Source organism: Corallococcus sp. RDP092CA (assembly GCF_041903675.1).
GTDB lineage: Bacteria > Myxococcota > Myxococcia > Myxococcales > Myxococcaceae > Corallococcus.
The window spans coordinates 126,986-142,822 of sequence record NZ_JAYESI010000007.1 but is presented as its reverse complement, the minus strand read 5'-3'; the positions used below and the strand labels follow the sequence as shown (position 1 = coordinate 142,822).

General features: G+C 69.5%; 17 protein-coding genes and 1 tRNA gene. 16 read left to right on the top strand and 2 right to left on the bottom strand.

Annotated elements, in window-relative coordinates; translation table 11 throughout:
• Positions 1–77: 77 nt before the first annotated feature.
• Entirely contained in the window at positions 78–620 is a 543-nt protein-coding gene (locus U8525_RS10800; RefSeq protein ID WP_374264459.1) for a DUF3105 domain-containing protein, read from the bottom strand.
• Between the two features lie 241 nt (positions 621–861).
• Between U8525_RS10800 and U8525_RS10795 the strand changes: the two genes are divergently transcribed.
• The 5 genes from U8525_RS10795 (at position 862) to U8525_RS10775 (ending at position 6,119) form a co-directional block, all read left to right on the top strand.
• Positions 862–2,697, top strand: coding sequence for a M2 family metallopeptidase (locus U8525_RS10795; RefSeq protein WP_374264456.1), 1,836 nt, complete (start codon positions 862–864; stop codon positions 2,695–2,697).
• Between the two features lie 121 nt (positions 2,698–2,818).
• Entirely contained in the window at positions 2,819–3,022 is a 204-nt protein-coding gene (locus U8525_RS10790; protein WP_223632522.1) for a cold-shock protein, read from the top strand.
• 77 nt (positions 3,023–3,099) lie between these two features.
• Positions 3,100–5,184, top strand: coding sequence for a hypothetical protein (locus U8525_RS10785; RefSeq protein WP_374264454.1), 2,085 nt, complete (start codon positions 3,100–3,102; stop codon positions 5,182–5,184).
• A gap of 42 nt (positions 5,185–5,226) precedes the next feature.
• On the top strand, positions 5,227–5,877 hold the full coding sequence (locus U8525_RS10780; protein WP_374264451.1) for a hypothetical protein: 651 nt from the start codon (positions 5,227–5,229) through the stop codon (positions 5,875–5,877).
• Positions 5,874–6,119, top strand: coding sequence for a hypothetical protein (locus U8525_RS10775; protein WP_374264449.1), 246 nt, complete (start codon positions 5,874–5,876; stop codon positions 6,117–6,119). The genes U8525_RS10780 and U8525_RS10775 overlap by 4 nt, the downstream gene beginning before the upstream one ends.
• Positions 6,120–6,164: 45 nt before the next feature.
• Here U8525_RS10775 and U8525_RS10770 read toward each other — a convergent pair whose 3' ends face one another.
• Positions 6,165–6,938, bottom strand: a complete 774-nt coding sequence (locus U8525_RS10770; RefSeq protein WP_374264446.1) for an FKBP-type peptidyl-prolyl cis-trans isomerase — start codon at positions 6,936–6,938, stop codon at positions 6,165–6,167.
• 225 nt (positions 6,939–7,163) lie between these two features.
• Here U8525_RS10770 and U8525_RS10765 point away from each other — a divergent pair, with 225 nt between their 5' ends.
• The 11 genes from U8525_RS10765 to pheS all read left to right on the top strand — a co-directional run bounded on the left by U8525_RS10765 (position 7,164) and on the right by pheS (position 15,827).
• Complete coding sequence (locus U8525_RS10765) at positions 7,164–7,496, top strand: PilZ domain-containing protein (RefSeq protein WP_374264444.1); 333 nt, start codon at positions 7,164–7,166, stop codon at positions 7,494–7,496.
• 203 nt (positions 7,497–7,699) lie between these two features.
• Positions 7,700–8,515: an LPP20 family lipoprotein gene (locus U8525_RS10760; protein WP_374264442.1), complete on the top strand. Its 816-nt coding sequence runs from the start codon at positions 7,700–7,702 to the stop codon at positions 8,513–8,515.
• 8 nt (positions 8,516–8,523) lie between these two features.
• Positions 8,524–8,901 carry a hypothetical protein gene (locus tag U8525_RS10755; RefSeq protein ID WP_374264440.1) on the top strand — a complete coding sequence of 126 codons (378 nt, stop codon included), beginning with the start codon at positions 8,524–8,526 and terminating at the stop codon, positions 8,899–8,901.
• A gap of 153 nt (positions 8,902–9,054) precedes the next feature.
• Positions 9,055–10,239 carry an AI-2E family transporter gene (locus U8525_RS10750; protein ID WP_374264438.1) on the top strand — a complete coding sequence of 395 codons (1,185 nt, stop codon included), beginning with the start codon at positions 9,055–9,057 and terminating at the stop codon, positions 10,237–10,239.
• Complete coding sequence (locus U8525_RS10745; protein WP_374264436.1) at positions 10,236–10,916, top strand: uracil-DNA glycosylase; 681 nt, start codon at positions 10,236–10,238, stop codon at positions 10,914–10,916. The genes U8525_RS10750 and U8525_RS10745 overlap by 4 nt, the downstream gene beginning before the upstream one ends.
• Positions 10,917–10,999: 83 nt before the next feature.
• Positions 11,000–11,071: transfer RNA gene (locus U8525_RS10740), tRNA-Val, on the top strand.
• Between the two features lie 87 nt (positions 11,072–11,158).
• Positions 11,159–13,087, top strand: coding sequence for a threonine--tRNA ligase (thrS, locus tag U8525_RS10735; RefSeq protein ID WP_374264434.1), 1,929 nt, complete (start codon positions 11,159–11,161; stop codon positions 13,085–13,087).
• Positions 13,088–13,161: 74 nt separating this feature from the next.
• Complete coding sequence (gene infC / locus U8525_RS10730) at positions 13,162–13,905, top strand: translation initiation factor IF-3 (protein WP_374264661.1); 744 nt, start codon at positions 13,162–13,164, stop codon at positions 13,903–13,905.
• Positions 13,906–14,005: 100 nt separating this feature from the next.
• Positions 14,006–14,212 (top strand): 50S ribosomal protein L35, encoded by a 207-nt coding sequence (gene rpmI, locus U8525_RS10725; RefSeq protein WP_223632473.1) that lies wholly within the window; start codon positions 14,006–14,008, stop codon positions 14,210–14,212.
• Between the two features lie 94 nt (positions 14,213–14,306).
• The gene (gene rplT / locus U8525_RS10720; RefSeq protein WP_374264431.1) at positions 14,307–14,654 is read left to right on the top strand and encodes a 50S ribosomal protein L20; all 348 of its coding nucleotides are present in this window, start codon (positions 14,307–14,309) and stop codon (positions 14,652–14,654) included.
• Between the two features lie 123 nt (positions 14,655–14,777).
• Complete coding sequence (gene pheS, locus U8525_RS10715; protein ID WP_374264429.1) at positions 14,778–15,827, top strand: phenylalanine--tRNA ligase subunit alpha; 1,050 nt, start codon at positions 14,778–14,780, stop codon at positions 15,825–15,827.
• Positions 15,828–15,837: the final 10 nt, after the last annotated feature.

Genomic DNA, 15,837 nt, shown 5'->3' with positions numbered 1-15,837 from the left:
AAATTTTGGCGAAACGAGACACGCTGACGGCGCGGAGCCCGCGCATGTATGCCATTTATTCCGTGATCGCAGTTGTTTCATGGAGGGCAGACCAGGCCCGGTTCGTTGGCATCCACGTCCTGCAACGCGAGCAGACAGCTCAAGGCCCCGGGATCCACGGAGTCCATCAGGTACGTGCGGCGCCACAGCAGCGCGGCGAAGCGCTTGGGCAGCTGCGAGTCCGGAGCGACGAGTGCGCGGCGCACGCCGTTGCTGCCCGCCGCGGCCTGGCCCATCGCGGCCTCCAGCTTCGCGACGTCGTCGGGGCAGCCCTCGGGGCAGTTGTAGAGGAACACGGCGTGGCCGTGCTCCAGGTTGTGGATCCACGAGCAGCGCGGCTGCTCCGTGGTGTAGCTGCGGCACGACAGCCACGTGGGGCAGTGCATGCCGGAGTTGGGCGGGTTCTCTCCGTTGCCGCACGCGGTGCTGCCGCACGAGCTCACGTGACTGGACGATGACGTGTCCGACAGCGGGAAGGAGTACTGCGCACACGCTTCGCCACCGGGGTTGGGCGGAGCCTCGTTCGTCGAACCACAGGCGAGGCACAGCGAGAAGAGGAGGGCGGGGAGGGCGCGACGCATCCGCTCGTCATATCGCAACGGCCCCCTGGCGCTCAGCGTCTCGGGCCGGTGCGACGCCGCGTCGCTCCATGTCCCGGTCGCTCAACCCGTGGACACCCAGGGCACAGGCCGTGGTGGTGGCGGTGCTGTTTTCGCACTGCGTCGGGAGGCGGGCGCGCGGTGTTCACCCCGAGCGCAGGGCGCGCGGGCCCGGTGACTTCGCGGGTGCGAGGGCAGGGCACTTCCCATAGTGTCCGCGTCCATGACCCGCACTCCCCCGTCCTTCATTCGCGCGGCACTGGCCGCCCTGTCGCTCGCGGCGCCGGCCGCCAGCGCGCAGTCGACGCCTGCTCCGGCCGCGAAGGCCACGCCCGCGGAGGCGAAGCAGTTCGTCGACAAGCTCAACGCGGACCTGAAGCAGCTCTGGACCCGCCAGGCCACCGCCGAGTGGATCAAGAGCACGTACATCACCGACGACACCGAGCGGAACGCCGCCTCCGTCAACGAAGAGGTGATGGCCTACGTCAACAGCGCCATCAAGGACTCGCGCCGCTTCGACGGGCTGAAGCTGGACGCGGACACCGCGCGCATGCTGCACCTGCTGCGCGTGTCCCAGACGCTGCCCGCCCCGTCCAACCCCACGCAGCGCGCGGCGCTGGCCGCCACCGCCGCGAAGCTGGAGGGCCTCTACGGCAAGGGCAAGTACTGCGGCAAGGACGGCAAGGGGAAGTGCCGCGACCTGGAGGAGCTGTCCGACGTGATGGCGGAGAGCCGCAACGCGGATGAGCTGCTGGACGCCTGGACGGGCTGGCACGCCATCAGCCGCCCCATGCGCCCGCTCTACACGCAGCTGGTGGACCTCTCCAACGCGGGCGCCAAGGACATCGGCTTCAACGACCTGGGTACGCTGTGGCGGTCGGCCTACGACATGCCGCCGGAGGCGTTCGAGAAGGACGCGCAGCGGCTCTGGGCCCAGGTCAAGCCCATGTACGACGAGCTGCACTGCTATGTGCGCGGCCGGCTCGCGAAGCAGTACGGCGCGGCCGTCGTGCCCGCCGGCAAGCCCATCCCCGCGCACCTGCTGGGCAACATGTGGGCGCAGGAGTGGAACAACATCTATCCGCTGGTGGAGCCGTTCCCCGGTCAGGCCAGCCTGGACGTGGACAGCGCCCTGGTGAAGCAGGGCTATGACGCGCAGAAGATGGTCAAGCTGGGCGAGAAGTTCTTCACCTCGCTGGGCCTCAAGTCGCTGCCCGAGTCCTTCTGGGAGCGCTCGCAGTTCACCAAGCCCCGCGACCGGGACGTCGTCTGCCACGCGTCCGCCTGGGACGTGACCTACGACAACGACCTGCGCATCAAGATGTGCATCAAGCCCACCGAGGAGGACCTGGTCACCATCCACCACGAGCTGGGCCACGACTACTACTACACGTACTACTACAAGCTCCCCGTCCTCTATCAGGCCGGCGCCAACGACGGCTTCCACGAGGCCATTGGCGACGCGCTCACGCTCTCCATCACCCCGGCCTACCTCCAGCAGCTGGGCCTGCTGGGCGCGGTGGAGAAGAACGAGAAGAACGTCATCAACCTCCAGCTGAAGGACGCGCTGGAGAAGGTGGCCTTCCTGCCCTTCGGCCTGCTGGTGGATCAGTGGCGCTGGGACGTGTTCAGCGGGAAGGTGAAGCCGGCGGACTACAACAAGAGCTGGTGGGCGCTGCGCACGAAGTACCAGGGCATCGCCCCGCCGGTGGCCCGCACGGAGCAGGACTTCGACGCGGGCGCCAAGTACCACGTGCCGGCGAACGTGCCGTACACGCGCTACTTCCTCGCGAGGATCCTCCAGTTCCAGTTCCACAAGGCGCTGTGCGAGGCCGCCGGCATCAAGGGCCCCCTCAACGAGTGCTCCATCTACGGCAACAAGGCCGCCGGCCAGCGCCTGCAGGCCATGCTGGAGCTGGGCGCCAGCAAGCCGTGGCCGGACGCGCTGGCCGCCATGACGGGCAGCCGCCAGATGGATGCCACCCCCATGCTGGAGTACTTCGCCCCGCTGCGCCGCTGGCTCCAGGCGCAGAACAAGGGTCAGAAGTGTGGCTGGTGACGCATCCAGGGAGTGGACTTCCGCACGGACGGGCGCTTAGGCTGGTTCCCGTCTTGTAGGGTCGAACTCTGTAGGACCGGACGGCGACTCTTCCTGTCCGCGATGAAAGAAGAACAAGGCAATGGCAACTGGAACCGTGAAGTGGTTCAACGACGCGAAGGGCTTCGGCTTCATCACCCAGGACGGCGGTGGCGAGGACGTGTTCTGCCACCACACCGCCATCAACATGGACGGCTTCCGCACGCTGGCCGAGGGCCAGAAGGTGGAGTTCGAAGTCACCAAGGGCCCCAAGGGCCTGCAGGCGCAGAACGTTCGCGCGGTCTGAGCCTGACCGTTTCCTGATTCACCCAAGAAGGTCCGACTCTCTCCCGGGTCGGGCCTTCTGTCTTTTCCGGAGCCCGCATGTCCCCCTCCCGCCTGCGCTTCCTCCCCCTCGTGGCCGCCCTGGGGTGCGCCACGACCTCTCCGTCCACGGCCCCCGCGCCGACGGCCGCCGCGTCCGCGCCGTCCGCGCCCGTGACGAAGGAGTCCCTGGCCGCGCTCAAGCAGGAGCTGGTGAAGCAGCACGGAGAGGCGGAGCGCGCGCGCATCGCGCGGGGCGTGGAGCAGGTGGCCGCGCTGTGGCGCCCGGAGGACGGGGACCTGGCGGCCTTCGCCCGCGAGCAGTTCCTGCCCACGGGCCCCCAGTTGGACGCGACGTTCACGCGCTTCGAGGGCCTGTTCGAGCAGTTCGACGGCCACATGAACGAGCTGGGGCGGGAGCTCCAGTGGTTCACGGACCTGGACCTGGGGCCGCTGCTGCCGGTGGAGCCGCTGCTCGCGGCGTATGACCCGTCCGCCAACGTCACCTCGGACCTGTTCCAGGCGAAGCCGGGCTTCGTCGTCCTGCTCAACTTCCCGCTCACCACCCTGTCCGAGCGCGTGAAGGAGGGCCCGTCCTGGACGCGGCGCCAGTGGGCGGAGGCGAAGCTCGCGTCGCGCTTCAACCGGCGCGTGCCCGCGGCGGTGGAGCAGAAGGTGTCGCAGGCCATCGCGGACGCGAACCTCTACATCGCCGAGTACAACATCTGGATGCACCACCTGGTGGACGCGAAGGGCGAGCGGCTCTTCCCCCAGGGGCTGCGGCTCATCAGCCACTGGAACCTGCGCGATGAGCTGAAGGCGGACTACGCGGATCCGCGGGGGCTGGCGAAGCAGCGGATGATCGTCCAGGTGATGGAGCGCATCGTCACGCAGACGCTTCCCGCCGCCGTCATCGACAACCCGCGCGTGGACTGGGACCCCTTCACCAACAAGGTCACCGTGGCGCCGCCGGAGACGGTGGAGGCGAACGCGCCCCGGCGCGCCGCGAAGGCGGACGCCGCGCCGGAGCCGGACACGCGCTACGCGCGGCTGCTCGCCACGTTCCAGGCGTCGCGGAAGGTGGACCCGTACTCGCCGGTGGCGCCCACGCGCATCGCCCGTGCCTTCGAGCTGGATCGCGGCCTGCCGGAGGAGCGCGTGCGCGCGCTGCTCACCCAGCTCCTGGAGTCCCCGCTGGTGCCGCGCGTGGCGAAGCTGATGGAGACGCGCCTGGGCCGCCCGCTGGAGCCGCAGGACCTGTGGTACCCCGGCTTCCGCCCGGGCTCGAAGGTGCCGGAGGCGCAGCTGGACGCGCTGACGCGCAAGCGCTACCCCACGGCGGAGGCCTTCGCGCGCGACATCCCCCGCATCCTCCAGGGCATGGGCTTCACGCGGGAGAAGGCGGACGTGCTCGCGTCGTACATCCGTGTGGACGCGTCCCGGGGCGCGGGCCACGCCCAGCAGGCGCTGCGCCGCGGCGACTTCCCCCGCCTGCGCACGCGCGTGGAGCAGGGGGGCATGGACTACAAGGGCTACAACATCGCGGTGCACGAGCTGGGGCACAACGTGGAGCAGGTCTTCAGCCTGTACCAGGTGGACCACACGCTCCTGTCCGGTGTCCCCAACAACGCCTTCACGGAGGCCCTGGCCTTCGTCTTCCAGGCGCGCGACCTGGAGCTGCTGGGCCTGGGGCAGCCGGACGCGGCCAGCGAGCGCGAGCGCGTGCTCAACGACTTCTGGCAGGCGTGGGAGATCGCCGGCGTAGCGCTGGTGGACATGGCCACGTGGCACTGGATGTACGAACACCCGGACGCCACGCCCGCCCAGCTGCGCGAAGCGGTGGCTGGCGTGTCGCGCGACGTGTGGAACCGCTACTATGCGCCGGTGCTGGGGCGGAAGGACAGCCCCCTGTTGGGCATCTACAGCCACATGATCAGCTACCCGCTGTACCTGCCGGACTACCCGCTCGGGCACCTCATCGCGTTCCAGATTGAAGAGCACCTGAAGCAGCACGGCCCGCTGGGCGCGGAGTTCGAGCGCATGGCCACCTTCGGCTCCGTCACGCCGGACGAATGGATGCGCCACGCCACCGGCGCCCCCGTCAGCGCCGACGCATTGTTGCGCGCCACCGAAGCGGCACTGTGATAGTTCGGGCATTCCCCACTTCGCTTCCCTGGAGGACTGACCTTGAATTTCTTCTCTCGCGTGCTGGTGCTGGGCTCCCTGTCGACCCTGGTGGGCTGTGCGACGACGAAGGGCGGCACGAAGCCCTCGGACACGACGGAGCCGACGCCCGCGACCGCGTCGCTGGTGGACTTCTGTGACGATGCGCAGAAGGCCATCTCCAAGGAAGCGGACGCGATGGCCAGCCCCTACGGGATTGATCAGCACATCGCGAAGAACTTCCCGGACCGCAAGGTGTCGTGGCTGATGACGGACAGCGCGTACCAGAAGTTCGTGGTGCAGACGGGCGCGAAGAACTTCGGCCGCTGCAACGACGCGGCCTGCTACCTGTTCGCGGCGCCGTCGGCGAGCATCCACGGCGCGGTGGAGAAGGCGAAGACGGCGGACGGCAAGCACGACCCGGCGGTGCTGGGCAAGGAGCTGGGCCTGCCGGCGACGAACTTCGAGGGCCCGCTGCGGATGATGACGCTGGACCTGGGCGCGCAGAAGGTCTGCACGCGCCTGCCGGTGGAGGCGGACCCCGGCGTGTGGAAGTGCACCACGCCCGAGGACACCGACTGCTTCAAGTTCGGCGGCTACACGTCCGGCGGCGCGCCGGAGGTGATGGTGATCAACGCGCCGGTGGCGGAGACGCAGGTGGCGGAGATTCCGTGAGCGGCGAAGAGGTGCTCCTCCAGAGCCCGCTCCTGTATCGCGTGCTGCGCGAGCGGGGCGGGGCGCTGTCCATCGAGGTCGTGGTGGGCGGCATCGTCCAGTTCGAGGTGCGCGTGCGCCTGAACGCGGAGGAGACCGAGTCCTTCCAGCGAGAGGGACGCGCGTTCTCGGACCGGCTGGCCCAGGCCATCATGGCCAATCCGCCCTTTGGCGGCCGGTCCGTGAAGCTGCCGACGTCGTGACACCTTCGCGGGGGCCCGCGACATGCGGGCCCCCGGCGGAGGGCTTCAAGGCGTGGCGGCGGTGTTGCCGGGGACGTCCACCAGCTCCACGTCGAAGGTGAGCACGGCGTTGGGCGGGATGCGCGAGCCCGTGGGCGGGTGCTCTCCGTACGCGGTGCTCGCGGGGCAGGTGAGCTTCGCCTTGCCGCCGACCTTCATCTTCTGCACGCCCTGGGTCCAGCAGGGGATGACGCCGTTGAGCGGGAACTCCACCGCCAGGCCGCGCTTGTAGGAGCTGTCGAACTCCGAGCCATCCACCAGGGTGCCCTGATAGTGCACCTTCACGGTGTCGGTGGCGCGGGGCGACTTGCCGGTGCCGGCCTTGAGCTCGCGGTAGATGACGCCGGAGGGAAGCCGGGTGGCCCCGGGCTCCTTGGACGCGCGATCCAGCGTGGCGACGTTGACCTGCGCCATGCGCGCCTTGGCGAGCGCCTGGATCTTCGGGGTGTACTCCTTCGGGTCCACCGCGGGCTGGCGGCCGGCGACCGCGTCCTGGAGGCCGCCGATCAGCAGCTTCACTTCGTCCGGGCTGAGCGCGAGCGCCGTGACGCTCTGGCCCAGCGACACGCCGAGCGCGTAGATGGTCTTCTGGTCCTCCGTCTTGAGGTCCGCGGGCCCGGTGCCGGACGGGTCTTCGGACGCAGGGCTGGAGACGGCGGTGTTGCCGGAGGACGCGGCCTTGGGGGCGGCCGGCTTGGAGGGCCTGGTCGGGGTCTGGGCCAGGGCGAGTCCCGGAGCGCCGAGCATCAACACCAGGGCCGCCTTCCACTGCATACGCATGCTTCCGCCTTTCACGAGAATGGGGGGGACTATAGGGGCGCTGGCAGCCCGCGGGCACAGGCCAACGCGAAGAATCCAGCGAGCGGAAAAAGGCGGCGCACGCAGGCCCGCCTGGCGCACGGGGAGGCCGCCGTTTTCTTGCGCGCATGACGTCTGAACGTACTGTGCCTTCAGGTCGCTGCACCCCCGCAGCAGCCTGTTGCACCTGCTGGAGGTCATGAGCCAATGAGCGAGAAGCGGAAGGCCAATCGGGCGCCCCTGGACATCTACCTCAACAAGTACATGGGCGGCGTGCCGTACATGACCCGGGCCGCGGACATCAGCCAGGAAGGCGTCAGCCTCTCCCGCCTCATCGAGCCCCAGCACGACGCGCGCCGCGTGGGCCTCCAGTTCCAGCTCCCCGGCTCCGAGGAGATCATCTACGCCGAGGGTGAAGTCGTTCGCGAGTGGAAGGAACTGGGCCGCAAGGAACAGTCGGGCGTGCGCTTCACGCTGCTCACCGAGCGCCACCGCAAGATGATCGACGCCTACGTCGACCGTCACAGCGACGGCAACTGACACGAGGCGTTACCCTCTGCGTGCGCCACCGCGATCGCGCGGCGCCACCGGGGGTTCGCGGTACGCGAAGCCGAGGGTGTCTGGCGGATCCGCCCGTCCCCGGGTCGCCTTGACTTCGCGCGAAGTGCCCCCCTTGAATGACCGGAGAGGTTCCCTGTGCGCTCGCCGCCGTTCCGCGGCGGCGACAACGGGAGGAGTGCTCCGTGAGGCGTTCCCTGTGGGGATTGTTGCTGGCCGTGCCGCTGACGGCGTCGGGCCAGGGCAAGGACGCGAAGGCCGCCGCACCCGCCACGTCCGCCGCTGGGCCCGCGCGCGGCGTGGGCACCGCGGGCATCAACTGGGAAGGCCAGGTCCTGCGCGCCACGGGCGCCGGGGCCCCGGACCTCAAGGCCGCCAACCCCGGTCAGGCCCGCCTGGGCGCCGAGCGCTCCGCGAAGCAGGACGCGTTCCGCAACCTGCTGGAGCAGGCCCGCGGCATCCAGGTGAGCGCGGGCCGCACCGTGGGCGACGAGCTCGTGCGCGACGACGTGAGGACCCGTGTGGAGGGCGCGCTCCGGGGCTACAAGATCCTGGCCACGCGCTACTTCTCCGACAGCGGCGTGGAGATGGATGTGGAGGTGCCGCTCGCGGCGCTCACCGCGGCGCTGATGCCCCCGCCGGATCCGGCCATCGTGCTCAACGCGGAGGGCGCGGCGAAGTACACGGGCCTGGTGGTGGACGCGCGAGGGCTGGGCGCGAAGCCGGTGCTCGCGCCCCGCCTGGTGGACACCACGGGCAAGGCGCTCTACGCCGCGACGGTGCTCTCGCAGGAGGCGCGCGGCACGGCGGGCGTCGCGGCCTGGTTCAGCAGCCTCGACGCCGCGCGGAAGGCCTCGCGCGTGGGTGACAAGCCCCTGGTGGTGAAGGCCGCGCAGCTCCAGGGCTCGGACCTGGTGCTGAGCGCCGAGGGCATCCGCGCCCTCACCGAGGCGAACACGCGCTTCCTGGCCGAGGGCCGGGTGGCCATCGTCACGCAGTGATGCCCGGGATGATCCGCGGAACGACGGCGGGACTCGCCCTGGCGCTGCTGCTGACGGGCGGCTGCGCGGCGAAGCAGGAGCAGCCCGCGACGGTGGCCCGCGCGGAGCAGCTGATGGCGTCCAACGCGGCCAAGCGAGGCGACCTGGTGCTCCGGTGCGAGCCCTCCGACGCCCAGGTCCTGTTGGACGGGGTGGAGCAGGGCACCTGCACCGACTTCGCCGGGGTGTCCCGGAGCCTGCGGCTGGGGGACTCGGGCTTCCACCAGGTGGAGGTGAAGAAGCGCGGGTTCTACCCGTACACGACCTACTACCAGCCCAGCGGCGCGCGCGTGACGCTGAAGGTGAAGCTCCGGCCCCTGGCTCCCGAGGGCGGCGGCGCTCCCTGAGGGGGCCCCTCCGGGGCTGGCGCCCTGGTCCGCGAGGTGGCGGGCGACGCCTCGGGCCCGTACATGGAGCGCAATCAGGGGCCGAAGACGCCGTAGGATGGGCGGGGACAGGAGGCGGTCATCGGACGTCGGAAGAGAGGCAGTGCGCGCGCGGTGAAGGCTCCGCCGCCTGGCGCGACCCCGGAGGTGTCCCCGGTGCTGCACGTCGTGCACCCGGAGCCCGTGCCCCCGCCTGGAGACCCCTCGGCCCTGGATGAGGCGGAGGCCCGCCGGGTCGACTTCATCTGGTCCGGAGCGATGGTGGGCTCGCTGGCGCTGGTGTTCGCGCTCCTGTCCGTGTTCGGCGGGGTGGCGGTGCCGGTGCTGCTGGCGCTGACGGGCGCGTACGCGTTCAACCCGATGGTGACGCTCCTGGAGAAGCGCGGCGTGGACCGCACCTGGGGCACGTCCATCCTCTTCGTCGCGGGCACGCTCCTGATGGTGGGCGCGGGCCTGTACCTGGTGCCGGTGTTCCGCGACGAGGCCGCGAAGCTGCCCGGCTTCTTCCAGCGCGCCAGCACCCAGGTGGTGCCGCAGGTGGAGTCACTGCTGGGCGTGTCCCTGCCGGAGCTGGTGAGCCAGCGCACCGCGGAGCTGGGGGAGAAGGCCTCCGAGCTGATCCAGAGCGCGGGCCCCACGGCGGCCCGGCTGGTGGCGAGCTTCGCCGGCAACACCGCGCGCTTCGCGGCCACGCTGCTGGGCCTGTCGGTGGTGCCGGTGCTGGCGTTCTTCTTCCTCCAGGACTACCCGCGCCTCATGGGGCGCATCCAGGACCTGCTGCCGCGCCGCTCCGTGGCGCTGGTGAGCCAGCGCTTCCGCGAGGTGGACGAGGTGCTGTCCGCCTTCGTGCAGGGCCAGCTCACCGTGGGCGCCATCCTGTCGGTGCTCTACGCGGTGGGGCTGTCCGTGGCGCGCATCGACCTGGCCATCGCCATCGGCCTCATCGCCGGCTTCGGCAACATGGTGCCCTACCTGGGCACGGGCATCGGCGTGGTGCTGGCCGTCCTGGGCGTGCTCCTGTCGTGGCAGGGGCCGTGGCAGCTGGCGGTGGTGGCGGCGACCTTCATCGTCGGGCAGCTCGCCGAGGGCTTCGTCATCACCCCGCGCGTCGTGGGGGAGAAGGTGGGCCTGGCCCCCGTGGCGGTCATCATCGCGGTGCTCGCCTTCGGCGAGCTGTTCGGGTTCGTGGGCATCCTCCTCGCGGTCCCGGCCAGCGCCATCCTCAAGGTCGTCCTGAGCGTCGTCCTCCAGCGCTACCGCCGCACGGAGCTCTACAAGGGGAGCGCACGCGCGCCGTGACGAAGCTGGAGAAGCTGCATCAGGAGATCATCGCCTGCCGGGCCTGCCCCCGGCTGGTGGCCTGGCGTGAAGAGGTGGCCCGCGTGAAGCGGCGCGCCTACCGCGCCTGGGAATACTGGGGGAAGCCCGTCCCTGGCTTCGGCGATCCGAAGGCCCGGCTGATCATCGTGGGGCTGGCGCCCGCCGCGCACGGCGCCAACCGCACCGGGCGGATGTTCACCGGGGATCGCTCCGGCGACTTCCTCTATGCGGGCCTCCAGCGCGCGGGCTTCGCGAACCAGGGGCACAGCGAGCACCGGGAGGACGGCCTGAGGCTGACGGACGCCTTCATCGTCGCCGCCGGCCGGTGTGCGCCGCCGGACAACAAGCCCCTGCCGGAGGAGCTGGCCCGCTGCGCCCCCTTCCTGGACCGGGAGATGGCGCTCCTGCCGGGCCGGGTGCTGCTCGCCCTGGGGGCCATCGGGTGGAACGCCGCGCTGGCGTCCGCTGCCCGCACGGGCGGTCCGCTCCCCACGCCCCGGCCCGCCTTCGGCCACGGCGCCGAGTCCCGGTTGCCGGACGGCCGGTGGCTCGTGGGCAGCTACCACGTCAGCCAGCAGAACACCCAGACGGGGAGGCTCACCCCCGCCATGTTCGACGCGGTGATGAAACGCGTCCGCGCGTTGTTGGAGTCGTGAGCGCGGGGAAGAGAAGGGCCTTCGCTCATGTTCCTTGACAGGTGCGGGAGCCCGCTGTTATTCCCCGCGCCCATCCGCACGACGGGTCGTTAGCTCAGCGGTAGAGCACTACCTTGACACGGTAGGGGTCAGTGGTTCGATCCCACTACGACCCATCATCAGTAAGCGTTCCATCTCGCGGGCGGCCGGCTTTTCCAAAAGCCTGCCGCCCGCGGTTTTTTCCAGCGCAGGGGTCTTCCTCCATGTCCGAAACCATCACGGTCACGCTCCCCGACGGCAGCCAGAAGCAGACCGCCCGGGGCACGACCATCGCGGACTTCGTGAAGGGCAGCATCGGCGTCGGGCTCGCAAAGGCGGCCCTGTTCGCCCGGGTCAATGATCAGGACGTGGACCTGTCCCGCACGCTCGACGCGGACGCGAAGCTCCAGATCTTCACCTCCAAGAGCCCGGAGGGCCTGGACCTCATCCGCCACGACGCCGCGCACGTGGTGGCCAGCGTCGTGCAGCGCCTGTTCCCCGGCACGCAGGTGACCATCGGCCCGTCGACGGAGGAGGGCTTCTACTACGACTTCTTCCGCGAGAAGCCCTTCACCCCGGAGGAGCTGGAGAAGATCGAGGCGGCCGCCAACGCGGAGCTCAAGCAGGACGCGCCCTTCGTCCGCACGGAGATCTCCATGGAGGACGCCATCAAGCTCTTCGAGGAGAAGGGCGAGAAGTTCAAGGTGGAGATCGTCAAGGACATCGCCGCCAAGGGCGCCAAGACGCTCACGCTCTACAGCCACGGCGAATGGGTGGACTTCTGCCTGGGGCCCCACGCGCCCAGCACCGGGAAGATCGGCGTCATCAAGATCCTCTCCTCCAGCGGCGCGTACTGGCGCGGCGACCACCGCAACCCCATGCTCCAGCGCGTGTACGGCACGGCCTTCTTCGACAAGAAGGCGCTGGAGGCCTACCTCACGCGCATCGAAGAGGCGAAGAAGCGCGACCACCGCAAGCTGGGCAAGGAGCTGGACCTCTTCCACTTCCACCCGTACTCGCCGGGCGCGGCCTTCTGGACGCCCAAGGGCACCGCGCTCTACCAGACGCTGTCCAACTGGATGCGCAACCTCACGGCCGGCGACGGCTACGTGGAGATCAAGACGCCCCTGATGTTCAACAAGGGCCTCTGGGAGACGAGCGGCCACTGGGGCAAGTACAAGGAGAACATGTTCCTGGTGCTCGACAGCGAGTCCGGCGAGCACGACTTCTCCCTGAAGCCGATGAACTGCCCGTCGCACCACCTGTTCTTCGGCTTCAAGAAGCACAGCTACCGCGACCTGCCCCTGCGCCTGCACACCCAGGACGTGCTCCACCGCAACGAGGCTGCTGGCTCCCTGGGGGGGCTCACCCGCGTCCGTCAGTTCGCGCAGGACGACGCGCACATCTACTGCATGGAGAGCCAGATCACCGACGAGGTGCGGCGCTTCGTGCAACTGCTGGATCGCGTCTACAAGGCGGTGGGCCTCACCTACGCGGTGAAGCTGTCCACGCGCCCCGAGCAGCGCCTGGGCGATGACTTCCTCTGGGATCGCGCGGAGGGCGGCCTCAAGGCGGCGCTGGAGTCGCTGGGCCTGGCCTACGAGCTGGCCCCGGGCGACGGCGCCTTCTACGGCCCGAAGATCGACTTCGCCGTGTCGGACAGCATCGGCCGCAGGTGGCAGCTGGGCACCATGCAGCTGGACTACCTGGCCCCGGAGCGCTTCGACCTCACCTACGTGGGCGAGGACAACGCCGAGCACCGCCCGGTGGTCCTCCACCGCGCCATCTTCGGCTCCTTCGAGCGCTTCACCGCCATCCTCATCGAGCACTTCGCCGGCGCCTTCCCGGCGTGGCTGGCCCCGGTGCAGGCCACGATCGTCACCGTGGCGGACCGTCAGCTGGACTATGCCCGCAAGGTGCGCGACGACCTGCGCGCCAAGGGCTTCCGCGTGGAGCTGGACGAGCGCGGCATGACGCTCAACGCGAAGATCCGCGAAGCCCAGCTGCAGAAGGTCCCCTTCACCCTGGTGGTGGGCGACAACGAGGTGGAGTCCGGCGCCGTGGCCCCCCGCCGGTACGGGGGCGAGGACCTGAAGACCATGAAGTACGCCGACTTCGAGGCCCTGTTGGCCAAGGAAGCCGCGCTGCCCTGAGCCGGGTGGGGGACTTGACTCCCAGTCCGGGCTGAACTACGTGCCCGGCTTTCCGGGGATTGAGAGCCTGCTCGATCCCCGACCCGTCGGAGGGTCCTCCCATCGTTCGCGATCAGAGAACCAATCGCCGTATCCGAGCCCGTGAGGTCCGCGTCGTCGGACCCAACGCCGAGCAGCTCGGGGTGATGCCCATCGAAGCAGCCCTGGCGCGCGCCCAGGCGGACGGACTCGACCTCGTCGAGATCTCCCCCATGGCCAAGCCGCCGGTCTGCAAGATCATGGACTACGGCAAGTTCAAGTACGAGGAGAAGAAGAAGGCCTCGGAAACGAAGAAGAAGCAGGTCGTGGTCCACCTGAAAGAGGTGAAGCTCCGCCCCAAGACGGAGGAGCACGACTACGAGTTCAAGGTCCGCAACGTCCGCCGGTTCCTGGAGGAGGGGAACAAGGCGAAGATCACCATCATGTTCCGGGGTCGTGAAATCACCCACAAGGAGCTGGGGAGCGCGATCCTGGACGACGTGACGAAGGACCTGAAGGAAATCGCGGTGGTGGAGCAGCACCCCCGGATGGAAGGGCGCCAGATGTTCATGATCCTGGCCCCCAACCCGAAGGTGGCGCAGCGCGCCCGCGACCTGGCCCGCCAGCAGGTGGAGGCGGCCGGGAAGAAGCAGGAGGGCAGGCCGGCGGACGTCAAGCCGGCGGAAGTGGGGAGGGGCGGCGGGGCCCGGGGACCCGGGGCGGGGGGGCCGGAGGTTCCGGCGGCGGTGGTTTCTGCAGCGGCTGTAGGAAACGCTACCCCCATCGCATCAAAAGAGTGATAGAGGCTTTCGCCCAAAGCGTCCGGGAACCGTGTGTCCCGGACCGCCGTCCGTCACGAAGACTGCCGGCCGACACGAAGCAGAAGGAAGGTTTGGGATCATGCCCAAGTTGAAGACCCGCAGCGCCGCGAAGAAGCGCTTCCACGTGAAGAAGAGCGGCCAGGTGAAGTTCGGCAAGGCGTACAGCAAGCACCTGTTCACCTTCTCCAAGACGCCCAAGCAGAAGCGCGGCAACCGTGGCACGGGCCACCTGCGCGACATGGACGCCAAGAAGGTCATCAAGGAGCTGTTCCCCTACGGCGCCTGAGTCGTCCTTTCAGGGTTTGAACCAATCGTGAGTCCTGGCGGAGCGGCGTGCAGCCAGCGCCCCGGGGCTCCCTTCCAGAAGTCAGGAGTGTGTCATGCGCGTCAAAAAGGGTTTCAAGGCTCGTCGTCGTCGTAATCGCATTCTGAAGCTTGCGAAGGGCTTCCGCGGCCGTCGCAAGAACTGCTACCGCCGTGCGAACCAGGCCGTGGAGCGCGCCCTGGACTACGCCACCCGCGACCGCGCGGTGCGCAAGCGCAACTTCCGCTCGCTGTGGATCGTCCGCATCAACGCGGCCGCGCGCAGCGTGGGCCTGTCCTACTCGAAGCTGATCGCCGGCCTGGCGAAGGCGAAGATCTCCCTGGACCGCAAGGTCCTGTCGGATCTGGCCATCGCGGACCCCGCGGGCTTTGCCGCCATCGCCAACATCGCGAAGGCAGCCTGAGACACGGCCGGCGGTGACGCCGGCTCCCGAAGCTGAAACGGGCTGCCTCCACCAGGGGGCGGCCCTTTTTTTTGCCCGGCGTCAGAGGCGTCCGGGGCGTGAATGGAAGGCGGGAAGAGGACGATGCGAGATCGATTGCAGGCGTTGGCGGACGCGGCGCGCCAGGAGATCTCCGGCGTGTCGGAGCCCTCGCAGGTGGAGGCGCTGCGCATCCGCTACCTGGGCAAGAAGGGCGAGCTGTCCGCGGTGCTGGGCGGCATGGGCAAGCTGCCCCCGGACGATCGCCGCGCCCTGGGCGAGGTGGCCAACGCCGTCAAGGCGGAGCTGGAGCGGCTGCTGGCGGACGCGGTGAAGCGCGCCGAGGACGCCGCGCTGGAGGCGAAGCTCAAGGGGCCGCAGCTGGACGTGACGCTGCCGGGGCGCGCGGTGCTGCCGGGCGGGCGGCACCCGGTGTCGCGGACGCTGGAGGACATCGTCCGGACGTTCGCGCGGCTCGGGTTCGAGGTGGCGGTCGGGCCGGAGATCGAGCTCGACTACTTCAACTTCGAGGCGCTGAACCTGCCCAAGGACCACCCTGCGCGGGACATGCAGGACACGTTCTACGTGGACGAGCCCAGCCTGGGGCACGCGAAGAAGGCGGACAGCCCGTCGCTCTTGCGCACGCACACGTCGCCGGTGCAGGTGCGGCACATGCTGTCGCGCAAGCCGCCCATCCGCGCGGTGATGCCGGGCCGGGTGTACCGGCGCGACTCGGACATCACGCACACGCCCATGTTCCACCAGGTCGAGGGCCTGCTGGTGGACAAGGACGTGAGCTTCGCGGAGCTGAAGGGGACGCTGGACGCGTTCGTGAAGGCGTTCTTCGGCTCGGAGACGCGCACGCGCTTCCGCCCGTCGTTCTTCCCCTTCACGGAGCCCTCCGCGGAGGTGGACGTCACCTGTGCGTCGTGCGGCGGCAAGGGCTGCCGCGTGTGCAAGCAGACCGGGTGGCTGGAGGTGCTGGGCAGCGGCATGGTGCACCCGAACGTCTTCACCGCCGCGGGCTACGACCCGAAGGAGGTGACGGGCTACGCGTTCGGCATGGGCGTGGAGCGCCTGGCGATGTTGCGCTACGGCGTCGACGACCTGCGGATGCTGTTCGAGAACGACGCCCGCTTCCTCGCGCAGTTCTGATTCCGGCCCA